Below are 19428 nucleotides of genomic sequence, written 5' to 3'. Positions count from 1 at the left end.
CAACAGCAGGCACGCCGATAACGCCCTCACCCGCTTCAAGGCGCGGTCCTGCGTTCGGGGGTCAGTTGCACGATCTTGACCCGCAGTTGCGAGGTCAGTTGTTGCTCGCTCTGCACAATGAAACCGTCAACGGGATCGACCCAATAACGATTGGTCGCACTCAGACCGATGGCCGGGGCGTCAATCTGCTCATCGACACGTAGCACGGTGTATTCCTTGTTGAGAATTTCGAGGGTTTCCACGGACTTTCGGGAGAAGCGGCTGTTGAGGGTCACGCCGACTTCCTGGCCCTGATACAGGTCGATCCAGCGCTGGCTGGTGTAGCCATCGGGCAATCGATGCAGGCCTTGCTTGAACGGCGAGGCCGTCGCCAAACGGGTGCCGTCCAGGTCGCCGCCCAGGCCCAGGCCGATGCTGCGCACCGCCAGGCCGTCACGCAGGAGCAGTACCTGCTTGCCGGACGCGACCCAGAACTGCAGGTCGCCCCGCTCACGCACCAGCGCCAGCACCCCGGAGCCGGACGGTGTGGTCAGCCTGAGCTGCGGATAACGAACGTCCGCGACCTGCGCCGCCGTCACCTCGATCTCATCCGGCCCCACCAGCGCCGACTGCAGGTTGTTCACCGACGCGACCATCAACGGGTTGCAGCCACACAACGACAAGCCCGCCATCAAGCAGACGCCAACTTTCAACGTTCTCACTGTCTGACCCGGCCTTATTTACTGTTGCTGCTGACTTCACTTGCGTTCTTGGCGGCCGATGCGCCGGTGCCGACGATCGACGCCGATGGCACCAACTGGCTGACGAAGCGGTTCCAGCGCGTCACGTTGGCAGGGCCGACGTAAACCACGTCCTGGGGACGAACCTGAAAGTGTGTGGCCAGGGCCATGGCGGTCGGCGACTCGGCTTCCAGCTGGAAGACCTTGGCCGGCTCCACGTCGAGGTTTTCCACACCGCGGATGACGTACACCGCGTTGCCGTTGGAGGTGGTTTGGCTCAAGCCGCCCACCGAGCCCAGCACGTCGGACAGGTTCATGGTGGCAGTCTTGAAGCTCAGCGCGCGCGGCTGGTTGACCTCGCCCATGACATAAATGCGCTTGTTGTCGTTGTACGGCAGGTACAGCTGATCGCCACCCTTGAGGTAGACGTTCTGCAACTCGGAATCCTGCTGGTTGAGCCCGTCCAGGTCGAGCTTGTACACCCGCCCGTTGCGCGTCAGCAGCAGGCCGGACAAGTCGGCATTGTTGGTATCGATCCCGGCGGAACCGAGGGCTTCGACCACGCTCAGCGGGTTGGTGGAAATCGCCTGCGGACCGGCCTTCTCGACCGCGCCGGAGACCACGACTTTCTGGCTGGCGAAACGCAGCACCGCGACATCCACCTGCGGCTCGGCAATGAAGGCCGACAGCCGTTGCTCGATGTCCGCGCGCAATTGCTGGATGGTTCTGCCCGCGGCCTGGACTTCCTTGATGTACGGGTAGAACAGCGTGCCGTCGGAACGCACCAGGCGGCCGTTGGCGTCGATCTGCTGTTGCGCACCGGACGGGGCCGTCAGCTCCGGGTGGTCCCACACCGTGATGTACAGCACATCGTTGCGACCGATACGGTACTCGACAGGATCGGTCAACAGTTCCGCCGGCACCGTCTCACGCTTGAACGTGGCGCGGTCCATGGAAATCAGCTTGGGGGTGATCGGGATGAGCTCCACGCGGCTGCTTTCGCTGGCGCCCTGACGCGTGATATCGCTGGTGCTCAGGTACTGACCGGGGGAAAACATGCAACCTTGTAAAGCGAAACTTGCCAACGTCAAAAGATAAACACTGCGATTCATAATGGCACTACGCTATTCAAGGGCAACTCTAAAAACAAAGTCACCCGACTTGCGTCGGGCGACCTTGTACTACACGTGCGGTTTCTGCTTAGTTGTGCGTGCCGGTTGTACCCGTAGTACCTGTGGTACCGGTTGTACCGCCGTTGGCACTGCCACCACTGTTGGACGCCGCTATCGCACTTGCCACCATTGCAGTACTGGCCGCCGTGGCTTGAGACGCCGCCACATTGCCCAATACATTAGTGGCAGCCGTTAACGGCGCCTCCACCGCGGATGCCCAGTTGCTCAACATCGACAACAGGGCAATTGCCATCACTTTCTTCATATCAACTCCTTTCCAACATTCAACCGCACAACTACCCGGAAGTCCGTTGGAGGTGAGAGACCAAGTCGCAAACATTGCGAACAGGGCCATTGTTCATTCACAGTTTTACGCGACTGATAAATGTCGAATGGCGAGGTTTATATCTACGGACTTGCAAGTGGCAATTCCAGTCTATTTTCCCGACGATATCTAACATCCTGACCGGAAATAACATTTCATCGAAATGACGGTTAACGGTCATTAAATTGACATCAACCGAGATAGCCCCGCGGGTTGTTCGATTGCCAGCGCCAGGTGTCGGTCATCATTTGCTGCAAGTTGCGCGTGGCTTTCCAGCCCAGCTCTTCGGCTGCCTTGGACGGGTCGGCCCAGCTCTCGGCGATATCGCCCGAGCGGCGCGGCATCACCCGATAAGGCACCGGCCGCCCGCACGCCTGTTCGAAGGCCCGCAGCACCTGCATCACGCTGTAGCCATCGCCGGTGCCGAGGTTCCAGGTGTGGATGCCGGTGCGCCCGCTGATGGACTGCAAGGCCTTGAGGTGGCCGTCCGCCAGGTCCACCACGTGGATGTAATCGCGCACGCCGGTGCCGTCGACCGTGGGGTAGTCGTCGCCGAAAATCGACAATTCCTGCAGACTGCCGACCGCGACCTGGCTGATATAGGGCACCAGGTTGTTGGGAATGCCATTGGGGTCTTCGCCCATCCGGCCGCTGTCGTGGGCGCCGATCGGGTTGAAGTAGCGCAGCAGCGCGATGCTCCAGCGCGGCTCGGACCGGGACAGGTCACGCAGCACGTTTTCGACGATCAGCTTGGACTGGCCGTAGGGGTTGGTCGGGATGCCGGTGGGGAAGTCCTCGCGGATCGGCATCTTGTCGGGCTCGCCGTACACCGTGGCCGAGGAACTGAACACCAGGCGGAACACACCGGCAGCGGCCATCGCCTGGCACAGCGTGATGCTGCCGCCCACGTTGGTTTCGTAATACTCCAGCGGCTTGCGCACGCTCTCGCCGACCGCCTTGAGCCCGGCAAAGTGCAGCACCGCATCGATGGCGTGCTCCTGGAAAATCCGGTCCAGCAGCGCCCTGTCGCAAACATCGCCGTGAATCATCAACGCACTTCTGCCACAAATGGCTTCCACGGCATGCAGCGCGGCGTCGGAACTATTGCAAAGATTATCCAGTACAACGACTTCATAACCTGCTTCAAGCAATGCAAGTGTGGTATGCGAACCGATATAGCCGGTGCCACCGGTTACCAGAATCTTCATAGCGCGGTCCATAGTGGGGAAAGTGCCAAGTAGTGTGTCAAGCCCCCTTTATTGAATGTGCGAACCAGGCCTCACAAACAAGGGCGGCAACAACCGAAAACAAATTTAGTTCAACGACTGGCAATAATTATTTTTGCAGGCCAAACTGTATTGCCGGTTACTTATTAGCACTCGAACGCAAACACCACTATCAACAGATACCGACTAAAAATAACTAACAACTATCAAACCGACATCTCATAACATTACCCTGTTTCTCCTGCATTGCCATTTGCCATCAACTAGCCGCGTCGGGTATTAAAGTAAGCCTTCAATAATCATTGAAACTTGCAATCACTCGTTATTGCGCACACTTGGCTGTGTGCCGTGACACCCCCAGGATATTTTTATGATTCGTAAATGTTTGTTCCCCGCTGCCGGCTATGGCACTCGTTTCCTGCCGGCAACCAAAGCCATGCCCAAGGAAATGCTGCCGATCGTCAACAAGCCGCTCATCGAGTACGCCGTCGAAGAAGCACGGGACGCGGGCCTGGAGCACATGGCGATCGTCACCGGACGGGGCAAGCGTGCGCTGGAAGACCATTTCGACATCAGCTACGAGCTTGAGCACCAGATCCGCGGAACCGAGAAGGAGAAGTTCCTCGCCGGCACCCGCGAGCTGATCGACACCTGCACCTTCTCCTACACCCGCCAGATCGAAATGAAGGGACTGGGCCACGCGATCCTCAGCGGCCGCCCGCTGATCGGTGATGAACCGTTCGCCGTGGTGCTGGCCGATGACCTGTGCCTGAACCTGGAAGGTGATGGTGTACTGGCGCAAATGATCCAGCTCTACAAGAAATTCCGCTGCTCGATCGTGGCCATTCAGGAAGTGCCGCGGGACCAGACGCACAAGTACGGGGTGATCGCCGGCGAGCAGATCTCCGAGGGCATCTACCGGGTCAACAGCATGGTGGAAAAACCAAGCCCGCAGGATGCGCCGTCCAACCTGGCGATCATCGGCCGTTACATCCTGACGCCGGACATTTTTGATCTGATCACCGACACCCAGCCGGGCAAGGGCGGGGAAATCCAGATCACCGACGCCCTGATGAAGCAGGCGCAGAACGGTTGCGTGCTGGCCTACAAGTTCAAGGGCCTGCGCTTCGACTGCGGCGGCGCCGAGGGTTACCTCGAAGCGACCAACTTCTGCTACGAGAACCTGTACCTCAAGGGCCGCTAAGCGACCCGGGATTGCATCCACGCCCACTCTTCATTCAGGCAGGCCACTATGAACATTGCACAACATTCGGCAGACATTGAACTGGAGGTGGGCAACCTCGGGGTGATGAGCTGGCTCTCACAGCACCAGCCGCTGCCCAGCGCCAACGAACCCTGGCTGGGCACTCACCTGCTGGTGGAACGGATCGGCGTATTCCCCTCTTCCGGCGACATCCGCCGGGCGACACCCGATCCCTATCCCCTGCTCGCCCACCTGAAAAGGATCTACGGCGAACAGGCACTGGAAATCTGCGACCGCGACGGGTTGAAAGTGATCTTCAGCGATTGGCGATTCCGGGTCCGCCTGTGCTGCAACGAACCGGCGATCATCATCAATGTGGAAACACGGTGCGACATGCAGTCGATGCCGGTGAGGACGGCGCAGCTGTTGAGTCAGTTGGAGCAATTCGAAGCCACAACCCGGTAACCCTGCAGGAGCGAGGCTTGCCCGCGAAGAGGCCCGCACATCCAGCATCGATGGAGCCAGACACACCGCCTTCGCGAGCAAGCCCGCTCCCACAGTTTCGATCGCGGTGATACCCAAATCCTGCATCCACAGCAGATCCCCTGTGGGAGCGGGCTTGCCCGCGAAGAGGCCCGCACATCCAGCATCGATGGAGCCAGACACACCGCCTTCGCGAGCAAGCCCGCTCCCACAGTTTTTGTGATGCGCCCGCCTACAACGCAGGGCCGCAGCCTTCCTGCGATGAACCGCTGGTGATCATCCGATACAGATAATCAGCAATCACCCGCCCTCCCGTCTCCGGGATCGGGTGGATGTTGTCGGGGCCGATCATGGGGGTTGGGCCGCTGCGGGCGTAGCGTTTGGGGTCGGTGCCGAAGGCGCATTGCAGGTTGGCGTATCCCAGATGCTCGGCGCGGGCCCAGGGCTGCAGGACTTGCGCGTAGGCCGACATCGGGTAGGCGCTGGAACGGGTGGTGTCCTGGCGCAGGATCAGGTTGATGCTCGCCGCCGGCTGAATCTCGCGCACCATCCGCACCAGCCCCTGGATGTTCTGCAGATACTGCTCGGGCTTGACCCCAAACCCCTGGTCATTACCACCAAGCATGATCAGGTAAACATCCGCGGGAATCTTCGAGACCACCGCTTTCCACTGCGCCTGCCAGCGACCATCGTTGTGATAGAAATCAGCCGACGCCGCCCCGGACGCCGCCAGCTTGGACACCCGAACGCCACCCTGGTCATTGCTCAACCACAGACCAAACAGCGTCGGCGTCCCCTTCACCACTTCCAGCCTGAACGCCCAATCCCGTGATGCTGACAAGCCAGGCAACTGCACTTCCTGAACCCCGCTGCCGCCGAGCGTGAACGACTGCCAAGGCTGCGACGGCGACCAGCGATAACGCACCTCACTGGCAGTCCCATCTCCCAGATACAGCAACTTCGCAGCAGACACGGCCGTATCGATGCCCTTGCCCGAACCGGCATCCACCTCCAGCCATGCACCCGGCCGCCCCGTCACAGTCCGGCTGTCAGGACTCGCCTGCCCCAGCCCCGACACCTGCCAATCACCACCAAAGTACTTTTCGCTACTACGCGTGTACTTGAAGTGCGAACCACCCAGCGCCGCACCATGGTTGAAACCCACATACCCAGGCCCGGCGAAACCCGCCTCACCCGCCAGCCGCTGGACCAACCGGTTCAGATAAAAATCCTGTCCCGCGCTGTAGCTGTCCCCGATCACCGAGATGGCCAGCACCTTCCCCGCCTTGCCCTCGCGCCACTGGGCAAAGCGCTCACGAGCATCACCCACCTCGACCACTGAAGCCGCAACCGGTTGCGCACCATCGACTGTCAACATGAATCAGCGAACCTGCGGCACGGCAACCACGGTTTCCCGAGGCTTTTTGTTCGCAGCGCGCTCGCCCAGAAACAGCACGGAAGTGAAGTTGAACCGACTGAACACCATCGACAGCACCACCGGCCCCAGCAAGCCACACATCAGCCCGCCAAACACCAGCACGCTCTCATCCTTCACGCCCAGACGCCCCAGCACGAACCGCGACGTGGCGGCGAACAGCACATGGAACAGGAAGATTGCGTAGGAATAGCCGCCCAGCCAGGTCAACCACTTCGAGCGCACGTCACTCGACAGCAGCGCAATGCAGGACACGCAACCCACCGTCAGGCCAATCAGGCTGCGGCGATCGACGATCAACTCGCGATCCACCGCCGCCACGTACAACAGCACCAGCGCAATCAGGGCGAACACCAACGGCCCCACCACCTTGAACGATTGCTTCAACACGACAACTTTTTCCTGGCCAATCATCCCGGCCACGAAAAACGGCAGCAGGTACAACGCGCCATTGATACCGAACGCATCCACCGTGAACGGCGGCAGCAGAAACAGCACCGCAGCAAAGGCAAACAACAGATACAGCCGCGTCATCCCACGCAGCAATCCACGCCACTCCAGCAGGCCGACGAACATGAAGATGATGAACACCGCCTGCAGGAACCAGAAGTGATTGATCGGCACGTAGAACGACAGCAGCGCCTCCATCACACCGACATCCTTGTTCACACCGGGGCCGACCGCCTGCAACACGGAAAACGGCACACCCACGCAAAGCAGCGGAACCAGCAGCCGCCGGACCTTACCGGCAAAAAAGCTCGGGAAGTGATTGCCCCTGATTTTGTAGATGGAATAGATGTAGCCCGAAATGAAGGTGAACAGCGGCATGCGCACGTACACCATGGAATCGGCGATCACCCGGAACGGCGAACCCAGGTCGATTTTCAAGCCGCCGCCCAGCGGGCCGATCACGTGATAGAGCACCAGCAGCAGGCACGCCAGGCCGCGCAGGGTTTCGATCTCCAGTGACTTTTTATTGCTCGACATAACGTAGCCTCAACTCATGTTTCCAGGTTCGGAACTCTCGATTCAACCAACACCGGTTTTCGCGCTCGCAGCATCAGCCCAAGCCCGACGAACAGCACCGGCACCACCATGGAAAAGTGCCGGGCGAAGGAACCGAAGTCCGGCTCGAACAACCCTTGAACCAGCAGGAAGGACAACGGAATCGCGATCAGCTCCTTGGCCTTGGTCTGGATCGGCACGCCCTTGTACTCGGACGAGGTGATCACCTTGAACAGCAGCAAGGCGGTCATGATCATCAACGACACGAAGATCACCTGGCCGGGACCGGACAGCATGATCAGCTCCACCGGGAACGACAGGCGGAAGAAGATCACCATCGAGTCGATCGCCTGGGAAACGAAGTCACCACCGCTGATCCAGGACACGATCAACGACTTCGAGCCCTCCTCCCCCGCCGTGCGCAACTCGTTGTTGCTGGCGCGAATCGACGACACCGAGTAACCGAGTGCCAGCTGAATCGCCGTGGCGATGGCCAGGTAGAACAGGAACAGCATCAGGAAAAAGGTCGTGCGCGAAACGTACTTCTTCATCACGCAAACCCCGACCCAGGCCATGGAAAACAGAATCCAGTAAGGCCGAATCAGCACGCCATAGATCAGCGCGGAGACGAAGAACCCGACACGGTATTGCCTGGAATAGGAAGTCAGCAGGATCGACAGCACCGCCACCGACACGATGATTTCCTTGGTCAGGTTTTCCAGGAAGAACGAACGGACCACGCCCCACAGGCACAGGGTAAAAAATATCGTCAGCGGCATGCGCCGGAAGATGAAGACCGGAATCGTCGTCAGCAGGAAATTGCAGAACATGCCGTAGGCCCAGGCATTGGTCAGATTGATCCCGGTGGGCCGCAGGAGAAATGCCGAACACTCGTAGGACGATCGATCCGGCGAGAAGGGATTCCAGAAGTTGCAGTTGTCAGCCCGGGCATAGGACGACCACAACGTCATGGCGTCCGGTCCCGGGTCCCGGGAGATCAGCAGCGGCATGGCCACCGACAGGAACAGGCCGCTGAACAGGATCAGGAACGACAGCGACGAATCGAGTTTCTGCCCGCGAAACTCGATGCAGGGCAATTTCAATCCCATGCCAAGGCACCTTTTCCTCGCGGCGCACGGGTCAGCACGGCGATCACGCCGAGCTGCACGATGATCGCAAAAACGTTGCCCCAGGCCGCGCCATAAATCGAATGGTGCTTGATCAGCAGATAGCTGACCGGCGTCGATACCAGCAGGCAGATGGCTGCACTGGCCACCGACACCCGGCTGTTTTTCGAGGCGATCAAACCACCCCAGACGATGTCGCCGATGGCCCGCAGGGCGAAGGAAACAATCAGCACGCCGAGGATCGCGTTATCCGGACGCGGCACCGTCGCGGCGACGTAATCCAGCACCACGTTGAAGAACAGATAGATCAGCACCGCCACCGCCGCGGACACCATCAGCGAACGCATGACCCACTGATTGACGAACAGTTCGCGGACCGTGAACGCCTGCTGGTCGCGCTGAAAACGCTTGGACAGCACCGGAATGCCCACCACCGCCACCACCGCATAGGACAACGCCTGCAAAGTGTTGGCCGCCGACCAGGCATACACGTATTTACCCAGGCTGGCGTAAGGCTCGATGTCGATGATGAGGAAGCGCTCGACGTACTGACTCAACGCAATCAGGCCGGTGCCCAGATAGAACGGCAAGCCGGCCTTCCACACCGACGTCGCCCCCAGTTCACCCTTGACCCGGCCCTCATGCAGCTTCGCCACGATCAGATAACCCATCACCATCACCACGACGTTGGCCGCGACCCACAGCCACAGCACCGTGTCGATCGCCGACACCCGACCGAGCATCATCCCGCCCACCGCCAGCAACGCCCAGAGGCCGGTCTTGATGAAAAACAGCATCGCGCCCCAGGTGGCTTTCTGCGCGGAGAACACGAAGGAGTTGATCTCGAACGACAGGTGCTCGGTGAGCAGCACCAGCGTCACGCAGAGAATCAGCGCGGTACTGGCCTGCACGTCCTGGAACAGCGAATAGATCGCCACCGTCGCTACCGAAAGCACCAGCCCTACGGCCAGGTACAGCAGCAGCACCTTGTTGACGACCCGCCGCGAACTCAGGCCGACGCTGATCAGGCGGTTGATTTCGGAACTGAAACCAACACTATAGAACTTCGAAGCGATCAGCGACGCGGCCACCACCACGCCGTAAAAACCCAGGGCGTCGTAGCCCAGGTAATGGGTGATGGCCAACACCAGCAGAAACTTCGCACCCAGGGCCCCGCCCCGGAGCAACAGCCGGAATATCATCGAACGATTCCCTTGATGATGTCGTCCATCATCACCGACTTGGCTTCGATCTCGCGGCAGGTGTCGGTCAGGCGTTTGCCGAAACTGGCCAAGGCGTTCGGCGCGTAGACCGTGTTGATGATGGTGTCGACATCGATATCGCCGCCATTGATCACCCAGTCTTCCACGCCCATGTCCTGATAGGCGCCAAAGCCCTTGCGCTCATAGCTGATGTGGTACGCCGGCACGCCCGACAACAAGGATTCGATGGCGCCGTGCAGGCGCACGGAAATGACCAGGTCCGGCTGATGTTTGGCGATGGTCGCCTTCAACGACAGCAGTTCCTCGGTAATGCCCAGCTCGCGATAAAACGCGCCGTCATCGTTGCCACGCACGGCGCTCTGCACCGCGCAAATCACCTTGCTCTTGTTCTTCAGGCGCTGCAGCAGCACCTTCAGATTGGCCACGTAGGCGACCTTCTTCTCTTTGCTCCACTGCGGCGGCTTGCGCAGCACCACGCACACCACCGCCGGCGACGATGCGCAGCGGGTGAACTTGGGTTGCATGAGGATTTTGCTGGCCAGCGACTGCACCGCCAGATCGGGCGCGCGGTAGACGTTTTCACAGGCATCGAACATCGCCGAGGAGCGGTTATCGCGCACGAACACCGCGTCGGCGCTGGCGTAATGCTCGACGATCTTGCTGCTCTCACCGTGGAACGGGCCGATGCTTTGCGGCAGGTAAACCGACGGCACCTTGCTCAGGATCGCGGTTTCCAGCTGCTTGGCGTGTCCCAGTTTCAATTTGATGTGCTCGAAGGCGCTTTTGGAACGCATGTAGCCGCCGCCGACGCCAACGATCAGGTCGGTGGTCTTGAGCAGATCCGCGAGCCCGGCGTAGGACTGGTTGAGGAACACCGCCTGCTTGACCCGCCCCAGCCCCTTGGCCGCCATCACCGGTGCGTCGTAACGCTTGTGGGGCAGATAGCTGAAAGACTCGGGATCGGAGGCCACGACGTTGATCGTGGTGTCTTCGCCAAAGTTGCGTTGCACCAGGGCAATCGCCAGATCCACGAGCAGGCCGTCGCCGGAGTTGGACGCGCTGTAGCCGTGCAAAATCGTTACGTTCATGAGCTGATGTCTACTTAATAAGTTTGAGCGGAATACACGTCATAGGTTTGCCGGATCATCAACGCGGCACTGAAGCGCTCGCGCACGGTCTTGCGGCCTTCGGCGCCAAGGTCCTGCAGACGCGGCTTCTGGATGTCCACCAGCACATCGGCCAGGGCCTGGTGATCGCCGGTCGGGAACACGTAGCCCGTCACCCCGTGGCTGACCAGTTCGGGCAACGAGGTGCAATCGCTGGCGATCACCGGCAGCCCCATGGCCATGCCTTCCAGCGGCACCATGGCGAAACCTTCCCAGCGACTGGGCACGATCAGCGCATCGGCCTTTTGATAAAGCGCATTGACCTCGGTCGGTGTGACCCAGGGCAGGTATTCCACCGAGTCCATCTCGGGCCGTTCGACGGATTCCTCGTTGACCGCACTGCCCACCACCGTCAGTTTCATGTCGCTGCGTTGCACCTTGGCGTACGCCTTGAGCAGCACATCGAAACCTTTCTGGTAGTCGAGACGACCGACAAACAGCAGGTGAATCGGCTTCTGCTCATCGTCCTTCTGCGGATCGTCCCGGTGATGAATGCCGTTGTAGATCAGCTTCATGCGGTGACGATCGATGCCGAACGCGGCGGCCTTGTCCATCTCGTACTGGCTGACGCAAATGATCACGTCGGTGACCTTCTGCAACGCCCGTTCGATCAGCGAATAGACCTTCTGCTTGGCCGGCGAGCTTTCCATCAGGAATGAAAAGGCGTGGGGGCAGTAGACGATTTTCGGCGAGCGCCACGGCCGCAGGACCAGGCACACGCAGCGCCCGATCACCCCGGAAAAGGTGCTGTGCAGATGCACGACCTGGGGTTTTTCCTTGAGGATCACCCGGGTCAGTTGCCAGGCAAAACGCAGCAGCGACAGCACATCGCGGCGGGTCCTGTCGAAGGTCCTGATCTGTTGTTCGTCGATACCGTGCAACTCTTTGCGCTGATCGAACGGGATCAGGTAGATCAGCTCATAGTTGGAGGTATCGCCTTCCGGCGGCGCGGAAATCGTGCGGATAACCGTGGCGACACCACCCTTGATCGTTTCGGCTACGTGCAATATTTTTTTCACAGCCCACCCACTTCCATGCATGTAAAAACAGTCGCTGACACTCAGGATTTGTCCGACGCGTATTCGTAGTTGTAATAACCGTAACCACCGTTGCCGTAGTAACTGGCGGCCCGTTTCTCGACGCCGTTGAACACGGCACCCTTCAACTCGATGCCGTTCTGGGCAAAGCGGCGAATGGTCAACTCGATCTCTTTGGCGGGGTTCACGGCAAAGCGCGTGACGATCAGGCTGATCGCCGCTTCACGGCCGACAATCGCCGCATCGGTCACCGCCAACAGTGGCGGCGTGTCGATGATCACCACGTCGTAGCGCTCGCTGAGTTCGGCCATCAGCTCGCGGAAGTTGGCGTGCATCAACAGCTCCGATGGGTTGGGCGGGACCTGTCCACGGCTGATGAAATGCAGGTTCTCGACTTCGACGGTGTTGATCGCCTGGTCGATGGTGCAACGCTTGACCAGCAGGTCCGACAGGCCATTGGCGATCGGCGTGTTCAGGGTCTTGTGCAGATGGCCCTTGCGCATGTCGGCGTCGATCAGCACCACGCGCTGCCCGCTCTGCGCCATGACGGCGGCGAGGTTGGAGGAGACGAAGGTCTTGCCGACCTGAGGGCTGGGGCCCGAAATCATGATGCGGTTGTTGGTCGAATCCAGCGCCGCGAAGTGCAGGCAGGTGCGCAGGCTTCGGATCGACTCGATGGACAGGTCCGTGGGGTTACGCAGCGCCAGCAGATAGGCCTGGTCGGCCTCCTTTTTCGCGCGGAGCTTCTTGCTGTCTTCTTCCTGTTGCAGCGCGCTGTAGGGAATCGAGGCGTACACCGGCAAGCCCAGTTGCTCGATGGCTTCCGGCCCTTCCAGGCCGCGGCTCAGGGATTTGCGCAGCAGCACCAGCGCTACGCCGACAAACGCGCCGAGGAAGGTGGCGATCAGCACGATCAGCGCCTTGCGCGGTTTGACCGGGTTGGTCAGGTCGACATCCGCGGTGTCGATCAACCGCGCATTGCCCACTGCCCCTGCCCGGACGATGTCCAGTTCCTGGGATTTGTTCAGCAATTGGGTGTAGATCTGCGAGGCCACTTCCACGTCGCGGGTCAGGTTCAACAGTTCCTGCTGGGTCGAAGGCAGGTTCTGGGATTTGCTCTCCAGCGCCTTCTGTTGCTGGGTCAATTCACCGATCTGGGTCATCAGCGCGCGATACGCCGGATGCTGCTTGGTGAATTTGCGATCCAGCTCGGCCTGCTGCATTTTCAGCTCGGAAATCCGCGTGTCCAGGCTGACGATCTGCTCCAACACCGATTGGGTTTCGAGGGAAATGTTCACGGTCTTGCCGCGGGTCTGGTAGCCGTTCAGCGCTTCGCTGGCCTTGGCCAGATCCCGCTTGACCTGCGGCAGCTGGCCTTGCAGGAAGTCCAGGCTCTGCGCCGCTTCGGCGGAGGTGCGCTGCACGTTCTGCTCCACGTACAACGACGAGACTTTATTGAGGATCCGCACGGCTTCGGCCGCGTCGGTGCTGGCCAGGGCCAGGCGAATGATGCCGGACTCCTTGCCCTGCTCGGAAATATCCAGGCCATCCTGATAGTTCTGGATGGTCACGATCCTTGCACTGCGCACCACCTCGAAGCGAGTGCCGGGATTGGCCTGCAGGTGGGTCACCAGACCTTCCACGCCGTCCTGGACAAAAGCCGTGCCGACAACACCTTCGGCCAGCAGGTTGTCGCTGTCATCGAACAGCTGGAAACGCTGCTGCTCGCCGGCGACCAGTGTGAGCTTCTTGCCCAGCAGTTCGTTGGGCAGATTGAGTCGCGCAATGTCCAGCCGCTCACCGCCCCACGCATAGCTGTTCAAGCCAAAACGCGGCGCCGCAACACTTTCGGGTGTCTCGCCGCGGAAACGCCGCGCGAGAAACCCGCCAATTACCGGAAAGGTGTTGGGAGTAACGTCGATGTCCAGGTGCAGGTCATCGACGGTTCGGCCGATCACCGCGCGGGACTTGATGATGCCGATCTCGGTCACCGACGGCGATTGCCCGCCGAGCATGCTGTTGAGGTCGGAAAAACCGAGCATGTCGTTCTTCTTCGGTTCGACCTGAACCAGCGCATTCGCCAGGTACACCGGCGTCGACAGAATCGCATAGGCGACACCGGCCGCCATGAATGCGCCGGTGAATGCGCCGATCAACCATTTCTGATCGATTAAAGTGCCGAATATACCGAGAAGATCAATATTGTCTTGCTCGTTATCGCGGGTGCTGATGACTGACGGTAACTGCATAAGTCTGTTCTTACCATTCACGGGTCTGAAGAATATTGATCAATGTCCGAGGCGCTGCGCCCATGAGCAAACAGCATCTTCAATCAATGCATGGGCATGAATAAATGCTGCTTGTCCTTGACGATAAGGGTCTTGTATTTCTCGTTCGCTCTGCCATTTACCGAGCAGAAACACCTTGCCCCGGGCGTGGGATGCAATCTTCAGTACTTGTTTTACATGCTCTTTTTCCATCACCAGAATCAGGTCTGATTCATTGACGATGTCCGATGTGAGTTGCCGGGCCTTGAACGCCTCGGCGCTGTGCCCGCGGTCTTCCAGGACCTGCCGCGCCGACGGCTCCATGGCTTCGCCGACCCGTGCGGCAAGGCCTGCCGAGGTCACGCTGATCGATGAAGTTGCCAATGCGTTGCGCAGCAACAGTTCTGCCGTAGGACTGCGGCAAATATTGCCCACGCATACGACAAGAATATTTTTGAACAAGGTTACTTTCCTGTGTAATGCTGCCCGTGTAATGCTGATCGGCCACTACGTCGCGCAGGTTTAATGAACCCGCACAACCTTCCTGCACTCAGAAATAGATTCACCCTGCAAGTACAGGTGCATTAAGTACCACAGCCGCGGAAAGTCCCCCAACCAGAATTGCCGGACCAAAAATAACGAGCGTTATCTAACATTTACTACCCGACAAAAATTAACATTCGTGCACTTCAGCGCCTGACAATCATCGAATTTCAAGTAACGGAATAACTAATGACTGATGTCAACTCTCATGAGGAGAACGGACATGAATTCGGTACATTTGAAACGACTTACCCTTTCGACCTTGATGATGCTCGGTGCCGCCAGCCAGGTGCACGCCAACGAGCTGTTTCCAGCATTGGCCGCCAACAAGAACATCGGTGTTCAGGTCAAGATCCAGAGCTTTACCGCCGCCGATGCCGAGGACATCAAGGCGCAGGGTTTCGGCTTCGTGCGCTTTGGCGTCTGGACCAACAGCCTGGGCGGCAAGGCTTATCAAAAACAGGTTAGCGATGCGTTCGCCGCTGCCCGCTCCTCCGGCCTGCCGGTGCTGCTGACCATGCGTTCGACCAAGGCGCTGACCACATCGCCGGGCAATACCAGTGAACTGACTGCCGCCGGGGAAAGCTTCGCAGGTTCCGTGAAGGATCTGGAGCAAACCTATGGATCGCAACTGGTGGCGATCGAGATCTGGAACGAGCCGGACCTGGGCACCTACTGGCCGACCGGCAGTTTCGACACCACCTTCGTGCCCTTCATGAACGCCATGTGCAGTACGCTGCAGCAAAAGCCGCCGTCAGTGCCGGTGGTGGGCTTCGGCTTCGCCCGGCCGCCGACTGCCGGTTCCGCGTCGACGGTGGCGATGAACAAGATCGTCAGTGCCTACCCCGACTGCCTGGATGCGGTTTCCTACCATCCCTACGGCATGACGAGCCCCCAGATCAGCAATGCCCAGGCGTTCATTCAACAGAACTTCCACATTCCCGGCGTGATCAGCGAATGGGGCGTGTCGGCGCTGGCCTCCAACGGCGGCGCAGACGGCCAGGCAGCCAAAATCAGCGCGTTCATCAGCGATGTGAAGAAGCAGAAGATCGGATTGGCCTCGATCTACGAATGGCGGAACACCGACTCGGGCAGTGACGAGCGGGAGAAAAACTTCGGCCTGCTGTTCTCCGACGGTCAACCGAAGCCGGCCAAACTGGCTGCCAAAACCCAGCTGGATCTTGAATGAGGCACAGGCGATAGACGGACCTGGCGGGGTGCTGGCGGTCGGTTGCCTGGAACCTCAGGGCGCTTTCGGTATCTCAATTATCGATATGTTGCCCGCCTTTCAAACAGCCGTTTTCAGGATGTTGCCGCCGGGACCGTCTATACACGTATGCGCCCTTGAGCGGCTGTCGGCGCTCGGGTAATGTCATCAGACCCATAGGACAGAGCACGCTCATGACTTCCAAGCTGGAACAACTCAAGCAATTCACCACCGTGGTTGCCGACACCGGTGACTTCGAAGCAATCGCCCGCGTTAAACCGGTGGATGCCACCACCAACCCTTCCCTCCTGCTCAAGGCCGCGGCCATTCCAGGCTACGCCGACCTGCTCAACCGCTGTGTCAGCGACTGCAAGGGCGATGTGGGCCTGGCCAGCGACCGCTTTGGCGTCGCGGTGGGTCAGGAAATCCTCAAGGTGATTCCGGGTCGCATTTCCACTGAAGTGGATGCGCGCCTGTCGTTCGACACCGATGCAGTGCTCAAGCGTGCGCACCGTCTGATCGAGCTGTATGAAAAAGCCGGCGTCGGCCGCGACCGCGTGCTGATCAAGATAGCCTCCACCTGGGAAGGCATCCGTGCCGCCGAGATCCTGGAAAAGGAAGGCATCCAGACCAACCTGACCCTGCTGTTCTCCTTCGCCCAGGCCGCGGCCTGTGCCGACGCGGGTGTGTTCCTGATTTCGCCGTTCGTGGGCCGCATCTACGACTGGTACAAGAAAGCCACCGGCAACGAATACACCGGCGCGGACGATCCTGGCGTGCAGTCGGTGACCCGCATCTACAACTACTACAAGGCCAACGACTACAAGACCGTGGTGATGGGCGCCAGCTTCCGTAACCTGAGCCAGATCGAGCAACTGGCCGGCTGCGACCGCCTGACCATCAGCCCGGACCTGATCGACAAACTGGCCGCCGACACCGGCAAGCTCGAGCGCAAACTGGCGCCGGGGCATGCGGGTGAAGCACGCCTGAACCTCAACGAGGCGCAGTTCCGCTGGTTGTCCAACGAGGACGCCATGGCGACCGAGAAACTGGCCGAGGGCATTCGCCAGTTCGCCCGGGACCAGGAGAAGCTCGAGGCGCTGCTGCAGGCCAAGCTGTGATCTGAGTCGGTGCAATGCAAAAAGGGCGAACCCTGGTGGGTTCGCCCTTTTTTATGGTGTCTGCTCAGGATCGATGGTGATTGAGCTGCCGCCTTCGCGGGCAAGCCTCGCTCCTACAAGGGATCGTGTGTACCTGTAGGAGCGAGGCTTGCCCGCGAAGCTTTAATGCCGCTCCAGCGCATTCACCAAATCATGGAACGCTTCCCGATTGGAATCGTTAAGGCCCATGAGGATCTTGTGCGCTTCGAGCACCTTGATCCGCACCACTTCTTCGGACTGGTCCTGATCCGGCAGGTCGTCCAGGCATTCCGGGCACGGAATCGGCTTGTTGACGATATTGAACACCTGCTCGAAGCCCATCGACTGCAACAGTCGGGTGATGTCTTCGTGGGTGGTGACGACGGTCGGCAGCAGGCCGACTTTCTGCCTCGACAGGATCGACAGCTTGGCCAGAAGGCCCAGGGTCGTGCTGTCGATGCTGCGGGTTTCGGTCAAATCGATCACGATCGCGTTGAAATTCATCGCGGTGAAGATTTTCTCAATAGTCGCATCCAACGCCGAACACAGGGTCAGGCGAACTTCACCGACGAACTTCAGGACGAAGGTGCCGTCCTGCTCGGCGAACTGGATTCTACCGGTACTCATTGAAGATTCCTGCTCAACACCAACAGGGCGATATCATCCGGCATCTCCCCTAGCGTGGCCAATCCAAAAACCTGCCGCAGGCCATCCAGGCTGCCGCCCGCTGCCTTGACCCGTTGGGGCAACGCAGCTTCTTTCTCTTTGAGTGTGGGTTCTGGCAAAAGGTCCAGAATGCCATCAGACATCAGCGTCAGGCTGAACGTCTCTGGCAGCTCCAGCACGTGGTCTTCGTAGGTGGCTTCGTTGAAGAGGCCCACCGGCAAGCCACGCCCTTCCAGATAACGGACACTGTCGGGTGTGTACAACACAGGCAACGGCAAATGACCACCGATGCTATAGGTCAACAAACCTGTCTCCTCGTCGATGACTCCACCGACCATTGTGACGTGTTTACCCAGCTTACAACTGATCAGGCCCCGGTTGATATGACCAAGAACCTCTGAGGGCTTGAATTCCGGCAAGGTGCCGCTGCGCTTGGACTCGAACAGCAGGCGCGTGGTCATGAACTTCAGCAGCACGGTGACGAAGGCTGAAGAGGCACCATGACCCGATACATCCGCCAGGTAGAACGCGACCCGGCGCTCGTCGACGCGGAAATAGTCGACAAAATCACCCGACAGGTACAGCGACGGGATGATCTGGTGCGCAAACTTGAAATCGTTGATCGCCCAGGGGCTGCCCGGCAGCATGTTCATCTGCACCTGGCGACCGGCGTTCTGGTCTTCCTGGAGCAGGTTCAGGCTGGCGGCGAGCTCGCGGTTGGCCTTTTCCAGCTTCTCGCGGTAGCGCTGGTTTTCCAGCAACAGGCGCGCACGATCCAGGGCCCGGCGCACGGAATGCTCGAGCACGGCCAGATCTTCGAGAGGTTTGATCAGGTAGTCCGCCGCGCCCAGGCGCAGCGCCTCGACCGCGTCGTTCATCACGCCGGCACCCGACACCACGATCACCGGGGTTTGCGGCGACAGTTCGGTAACCTGGCGAATGAGTTCGAGTCCACCCATCTGCGGCATGCGCAGATCGCAGATGACCAAGTCGGGCTTGTCTTGCTCGAATACCTGAAGACCCTGCTGACCATTGCTGGCCTGCAAGACGCTGAAACCACTGTCTTCCAAATAGGCCGCGAGGCTCGCGCGCACTACTTCGTCATCATCGATTATCAGCAGCGTGGCACTGGTTTTTGGCATGTGGGCAAACGGCGCCAGAATTAGGTTGGCGTAGCGGCACGGACGTTGACCCGTTTCACACTACTGGATTCGCTTTCTAGCCTCTCTGCCGCACCGTTTTCGAGCGTTTGCCCTAAAGCCGGTACACCAGAGGTGCCCTTCTAAGGCGCAGACGGTACTCCCATCCGCGAGGCGTTTCAAGCTCACGCCGATGGTCGATTTGAGGTCTGGCGCGTTGAAATCACCGGGAGTTATAAGAACCCTTGCAACCGTAACTTAATTGTAGGAGCGAGCTTGCTCGCGATGGAGGTCCGGCCACCGCGGGCATTCAGATAGCCAGCGTTATCGTTGAAGACCATCGCG

18 protein-coding genes are annotated in these 19428 nt (G+C 59.6%); 4 read left to right on the top strand and 14 right to left on the bottom strand.

The genetic code is table 11. The features are described 5' to 3' along the window. Positions 1 to 35: 35 nt before the first annotated feature. The 4 genes from HNO86_RS16630 to galE all read right to left on the bottom strand — a co-directional run bounded on the left by HNO86_RS16630 (position 36) and on the right by galE (position 3424). Positions 36 to 701: a YjbF family lipoprotein gene (locus HNO86_RS16630; RefSeq protein ID WP_175378026.1), complete on the bottom strand. Its 666-nt coding sequence runs from the start codon at positions 699 to 701 to the stop codon at positions 36 to 38. Positions 702 to 715: 14 nt separating this feature from the next. After that, entirely contained in the window at positions 716 to 1777 is a 1062-nt protein-coding gene (locus HNO86_RS16625) for a polysaccharide biosynthesis/export family protein (RefSeq protein ID WP_175378025.1), read from the bottom strand. A 142-nt stretch (positions 1778 to 1919) separates the two neighbouring features. Further along, positions 1920 to 2156, bottom strand: coding sequence for a hypothetical protein (locus HNO86_RS16620; RefSeq protein ID WP_175378024.1), 237 nt, complete (start codon positions 2154 to 2156; stop codon positions 1920 to 1922). Between the two features lie 251 nt (positions 2157 to 2407). Further along, positions 2408 to 3424: a UDP-glucose 4-epimerase GalE gene (gene galE / locus HNO86_RS16615; RefSeq protein WP_175378023.1), complete on the bottom strand. Its 1017-nt coding sequence runs from the start codon at positions 3422 to 3424 to the stop codon at positions 2408 to 2410. A 388-nt stretch (positions 3425 to 3812) separates the two neighbouring features. Between galE and galU the strand changes: the two genes are divergently transcribed. Further along, positions 3813 to 4646, top strand: coding sequence for a UTP--glucose-1-phosphate uridylyltransferase GalU (gene galU / locus HNO86_RS16610; RefSeq protein ID WP_175378022.1), 834 nt, complete (start codon positions 3813 to 3815; stop codon positions 4644 to 4646). 48 nt (positions 4647 to 4694) lie between these two features. Next, entirely contained in the window at positions 4695 to 5111 is a 417-nt protein-coding gene (locus tag HNO86_RS16605) for a mannose-1-phosphate guanylyltransferase (RefSeq protein ID WP_175378021.1), read from the top strand. Between the two features lie 250 nt (positions 5112 to 5361). Here the strand turns inward: HNO86_RS16605 and HNO86_RS16600 are convergent, their stop codons facing one another. The 8 genes from HNO86_RS16600 to HNO86_RS16565 are packed head-to-tail and all read right to left on the bottom strand — an operon-like array spanning position 5362 to position 14851. Next, positions 5362 to 6507: an SGNH/GDSL hydrolase family protein gene (locus HNO86_RS16600; protein WP_175378020.1), complete on the bottom strand. Its 1146-nt coding sequence runs from the start codon at positions 6505 to 6507 to the stop codon at positions 5362 to 5364. A gap of 3 nt (positions 6508 to 6510) precedes the next feature. Continuing rightward, complete coding sequence (locus HNO86_RS16595; RefSeq protein WP_175378019.1) at positions 6511 to 7551, bottom strand: acyltransferase family protein; 1041 nt, start codon at positions 7549 to 7551, stop codon at positions 6511 to 6513. Between the two features lie 14 nt (positions 7552 to 7565). After that, positions 7566 to 8678, bottom strand: coding sequence for a hypothetical protein (locus HNO86_RS16590; protein WP_175378018.1), 1113 nt, complete (start codon positions 8676 to 8678; stop codon positions 7566 to 7568). Beyond that, on the bottom strand, positions 8669 to 9898 hold the full coding sequence (locus HNO86_RS16585; RefSeq protein WP_175378017.1) for a phosphoribosylaminoimidazole carboxylase: 1230 nt from the start codon (positions 9896 to 9898) through the stop codon (positions 8669 to 8671). The genes HNO86_RS16590 and HNO86_RS16585 overlap by 10 nt, the downstream gene beginning before the upstream one ends. Beyond that, positions 9895 to 11007, bottom strand: coding sequence for a polysaccharide pyruvyl transferase family protein (locus tag HNO86_RS16580; RefSeq protein ID WP_175378016.1), 1113 nt, complete (start codon positions 11005 to 11007; stop codon positions 9895 to 9897). The genes HNO86_RS16585 and HNO86_RS16580 overlap by 4 nt, the downstream gene beginning before the upstream one ends. A gap of 14 nt (positions 11008 to 11021) precedes the next feature. After that, a complete protein-coding gene (locus HNO86_RS16575; RefSeq protein WP_175378015.1) occupies positions 11022 to 12104 on the bottom strand; it encodes a glycosyltransferase in 1083 nt (360 codons plus the stop codon). A gap of 41 nt (positions 12105 to 12145) precedes the next feature. After that, on the bottom strand, positions 12146 to 14371 hold the full coding sequence (locus HNO86_RS16570; protein ID WP_175378014.1) for a polysaccharide biosynthesis tyrosine autokinase: 2226 nt from the start codon (positions 14369 to 14371) through the stop codon (positions 12146 to 12148). A 39-nt stretch (positions 14372 to 14410) separates the two neighbouring features. Beyond that, positions 14411 to 14851: a low molecular weight protein-tyrosine-phosphatase gene (locus HNO86_RS16565; RefSeq protein WP_175378013.1), complete on the bottom strand. Its 441-nt coding sequence runs from the start codon at positions 14849 to 14851 to the stop codon at positions 14411 to 14413. A gap of 304 nt (positions 14852 to 15155) precedes the next feature. Between HNO86_RS16565 and HNO86_RS16560 the strand changes: the two genes are divergently transcribed. Further along, positions 15156 to 16121, top strand: coding sequence for a cellulase family glycosylhydrolase (locus HNO86_RS16560; RefSeq protein ID WP_175378012.1), 966 nt, complete (start codon positions 15156 to 15158; stop codon positions 16119 to 16121). A 212-nt stretch (positions 16122 to 16333) separates the two neighbouring features. Continuing rightward, a complete protein-coding gene (gene tal, locus HNO86_RS16555; protein WP_175378011.1) occupies positions 16334 to 17260 on the top strand; it encodes a transaldolase in 927 nt (308 codons plus the stop codon). Between the two features lie 162 nt (positions 17261 to 17422). On the opposite strand, the gene rssC is transcribed toward tal, so the two are convergent. Then, the gene (gene rssC / locus HNO86_RS16550; RefSeq protein WP_110967230.1) at positions 17423 to 17905 is read right to left on the bottom strand and encodes an anti-sigma factor antagonist RssC; all 483 of its coding nucleotides are present in this window, start codon (positions 17903 to 17905) and stop codon (positions 17423 to 17425) included. Then, positions 17902 to 19086, bottom strand: a complete 1185-nt coding sequence (gene rssB / locus HNO86_RS16545) for a two-component system response regulator RssB (RefSeq protein WP_175378010.1) — start codon at positions 19084 to 19086, stop codon at positions 17902 to 17904. Before rssB ends, rssC begins: the two co-directional genes overlap by 4 nt. Between the last annotated feature and the right edge of the window lie 342 nt (positions 19087 to 19428).

Origin of the sequence: Pseudomonas sp. C1C7 (genome assembly GCF_013359595.1) — a bacterium.
Taxonomy (GTDB): domain Bacteria; phylum Pseudomonadota; class Gammaproteobacteria; order Pseudomonadales; family Pseudomonadaceae; genus Aquipseudomonas.
This window is presented reverse-complemented; position numbering and strand designations above follow the sequence as displayed.

What these genes read in the sequence shown, in the direction of transcription:
- rssB (WP_175378010.1), bottom strand. Translation starts at nt 19,086, where the DNA reads ATGCCAAAAACCAGTGCCACGCTGCTGATAATCGATGATGACGAAGTA.
- HNO86_RS16585 (WP_175378017.1), bottom strand. Translation starts at nt 9,898, where the DNA reads ATGATATTCCGGCTGTTGCTCCGGGGCGGGGCCCTGGGTGCGAAGTTT.
- HNO86_RS16595 (WP_175378019.1), bottom strand. Translation starts at nt 7,551, where the DNA reads ATGTCGAGCAATAAAAAGTCACTGGAGATCGAAACCCTGCGCGGCCTG.
- HNO86_RS16625 (WP_175378025.1), bottom strand. Translation starts at nt 1,777, where the DNA reads ATGTTTTCCCCCGGTCAGTACCTGAGCACCAGCGATATCACGCGTCAG.
- HNO86_RS16620 (WP_175378024.1), bottom strand. Translation starts at nt 2,156, where the DNA reads ATGAAGAAAGTGATGGCAATTGCCCTGTTGTCGATGTTGAGCAACTGG.
- HNO86_RS16590 (WP_175378018.1), bottom strand. Translation starts at nt 8,678, where the DNA reads ATGGGATTGAAATTGCCCTGCATCGAGTTTCGCGGGCAGAAACTCGAT.
- galE (WP_175378023.1), bottom strand. Translation starts at nt 3,424, where the DNA reads ATGAAGATTCTGGTAACCGGTGGCACCGGCTATATCGGTTCGCATACC.
- HNO86_RS16560 (WP_175378012.1), top strand. Translation starts at nt 15,156, where the DNA reads ATGAATTCGGTACATTTGAAACGACTTACCCTTTCGACCTTGATGATG.
- HNO86_RS16580 (WP_175378016.1), bottom strand. Translation starts at nt 11,007, where the DNA reads ATGAACGTAACGATTTTGCACGGCTACAGCGCGTCCAACTCCGGCGAC.
- HNO86_RS16605 (WP_175378021.1), top strand. Translation starts at nt 4,695, where the DNA reads ATGAACATTGCACAACATTCGGCAGACATTGAACTGGAGGTGGGCAAC.
- galU (WP_175378022.1), top strand. Translation starts at nt 3,813, where the DNA reads ATGATTCGTAAATGTTTGTTCCCCGCTGCCGGCTATGGCACTCGTTTC.
- rssC (WP_110967230.1), bottom strand. Translation starts at nt 17,905, where the DNA reads ATGAGTACCGGTAGAATCCAGTTCGCCGAGCAGGACGGCACCTTCGTC.
- HNO86_RS16600 (WP_175378020.1), bottom strand. Translation starts at nt 6,507, where the DNA reads ATGTTGACAGTCGATGGTGCGCAACCGGTTGCGGCTTCAGTGGTCGAG.
- HNO86_RS16570 (WP_175378014.1), bottom strand. Translation starts at nt 14,371, where the DNA reads ATGCAGTTACCGTCAGTCATCAGCACCCGCGATAACGAGCAAGACAAT.
- tal (WP_175378011.1), top strand. Translation starts at nt 16,334, where the DNA reads ATGACTTCCAAGCTGGAACAACTCAAGCAATTCACCACCGTGGTTGCC.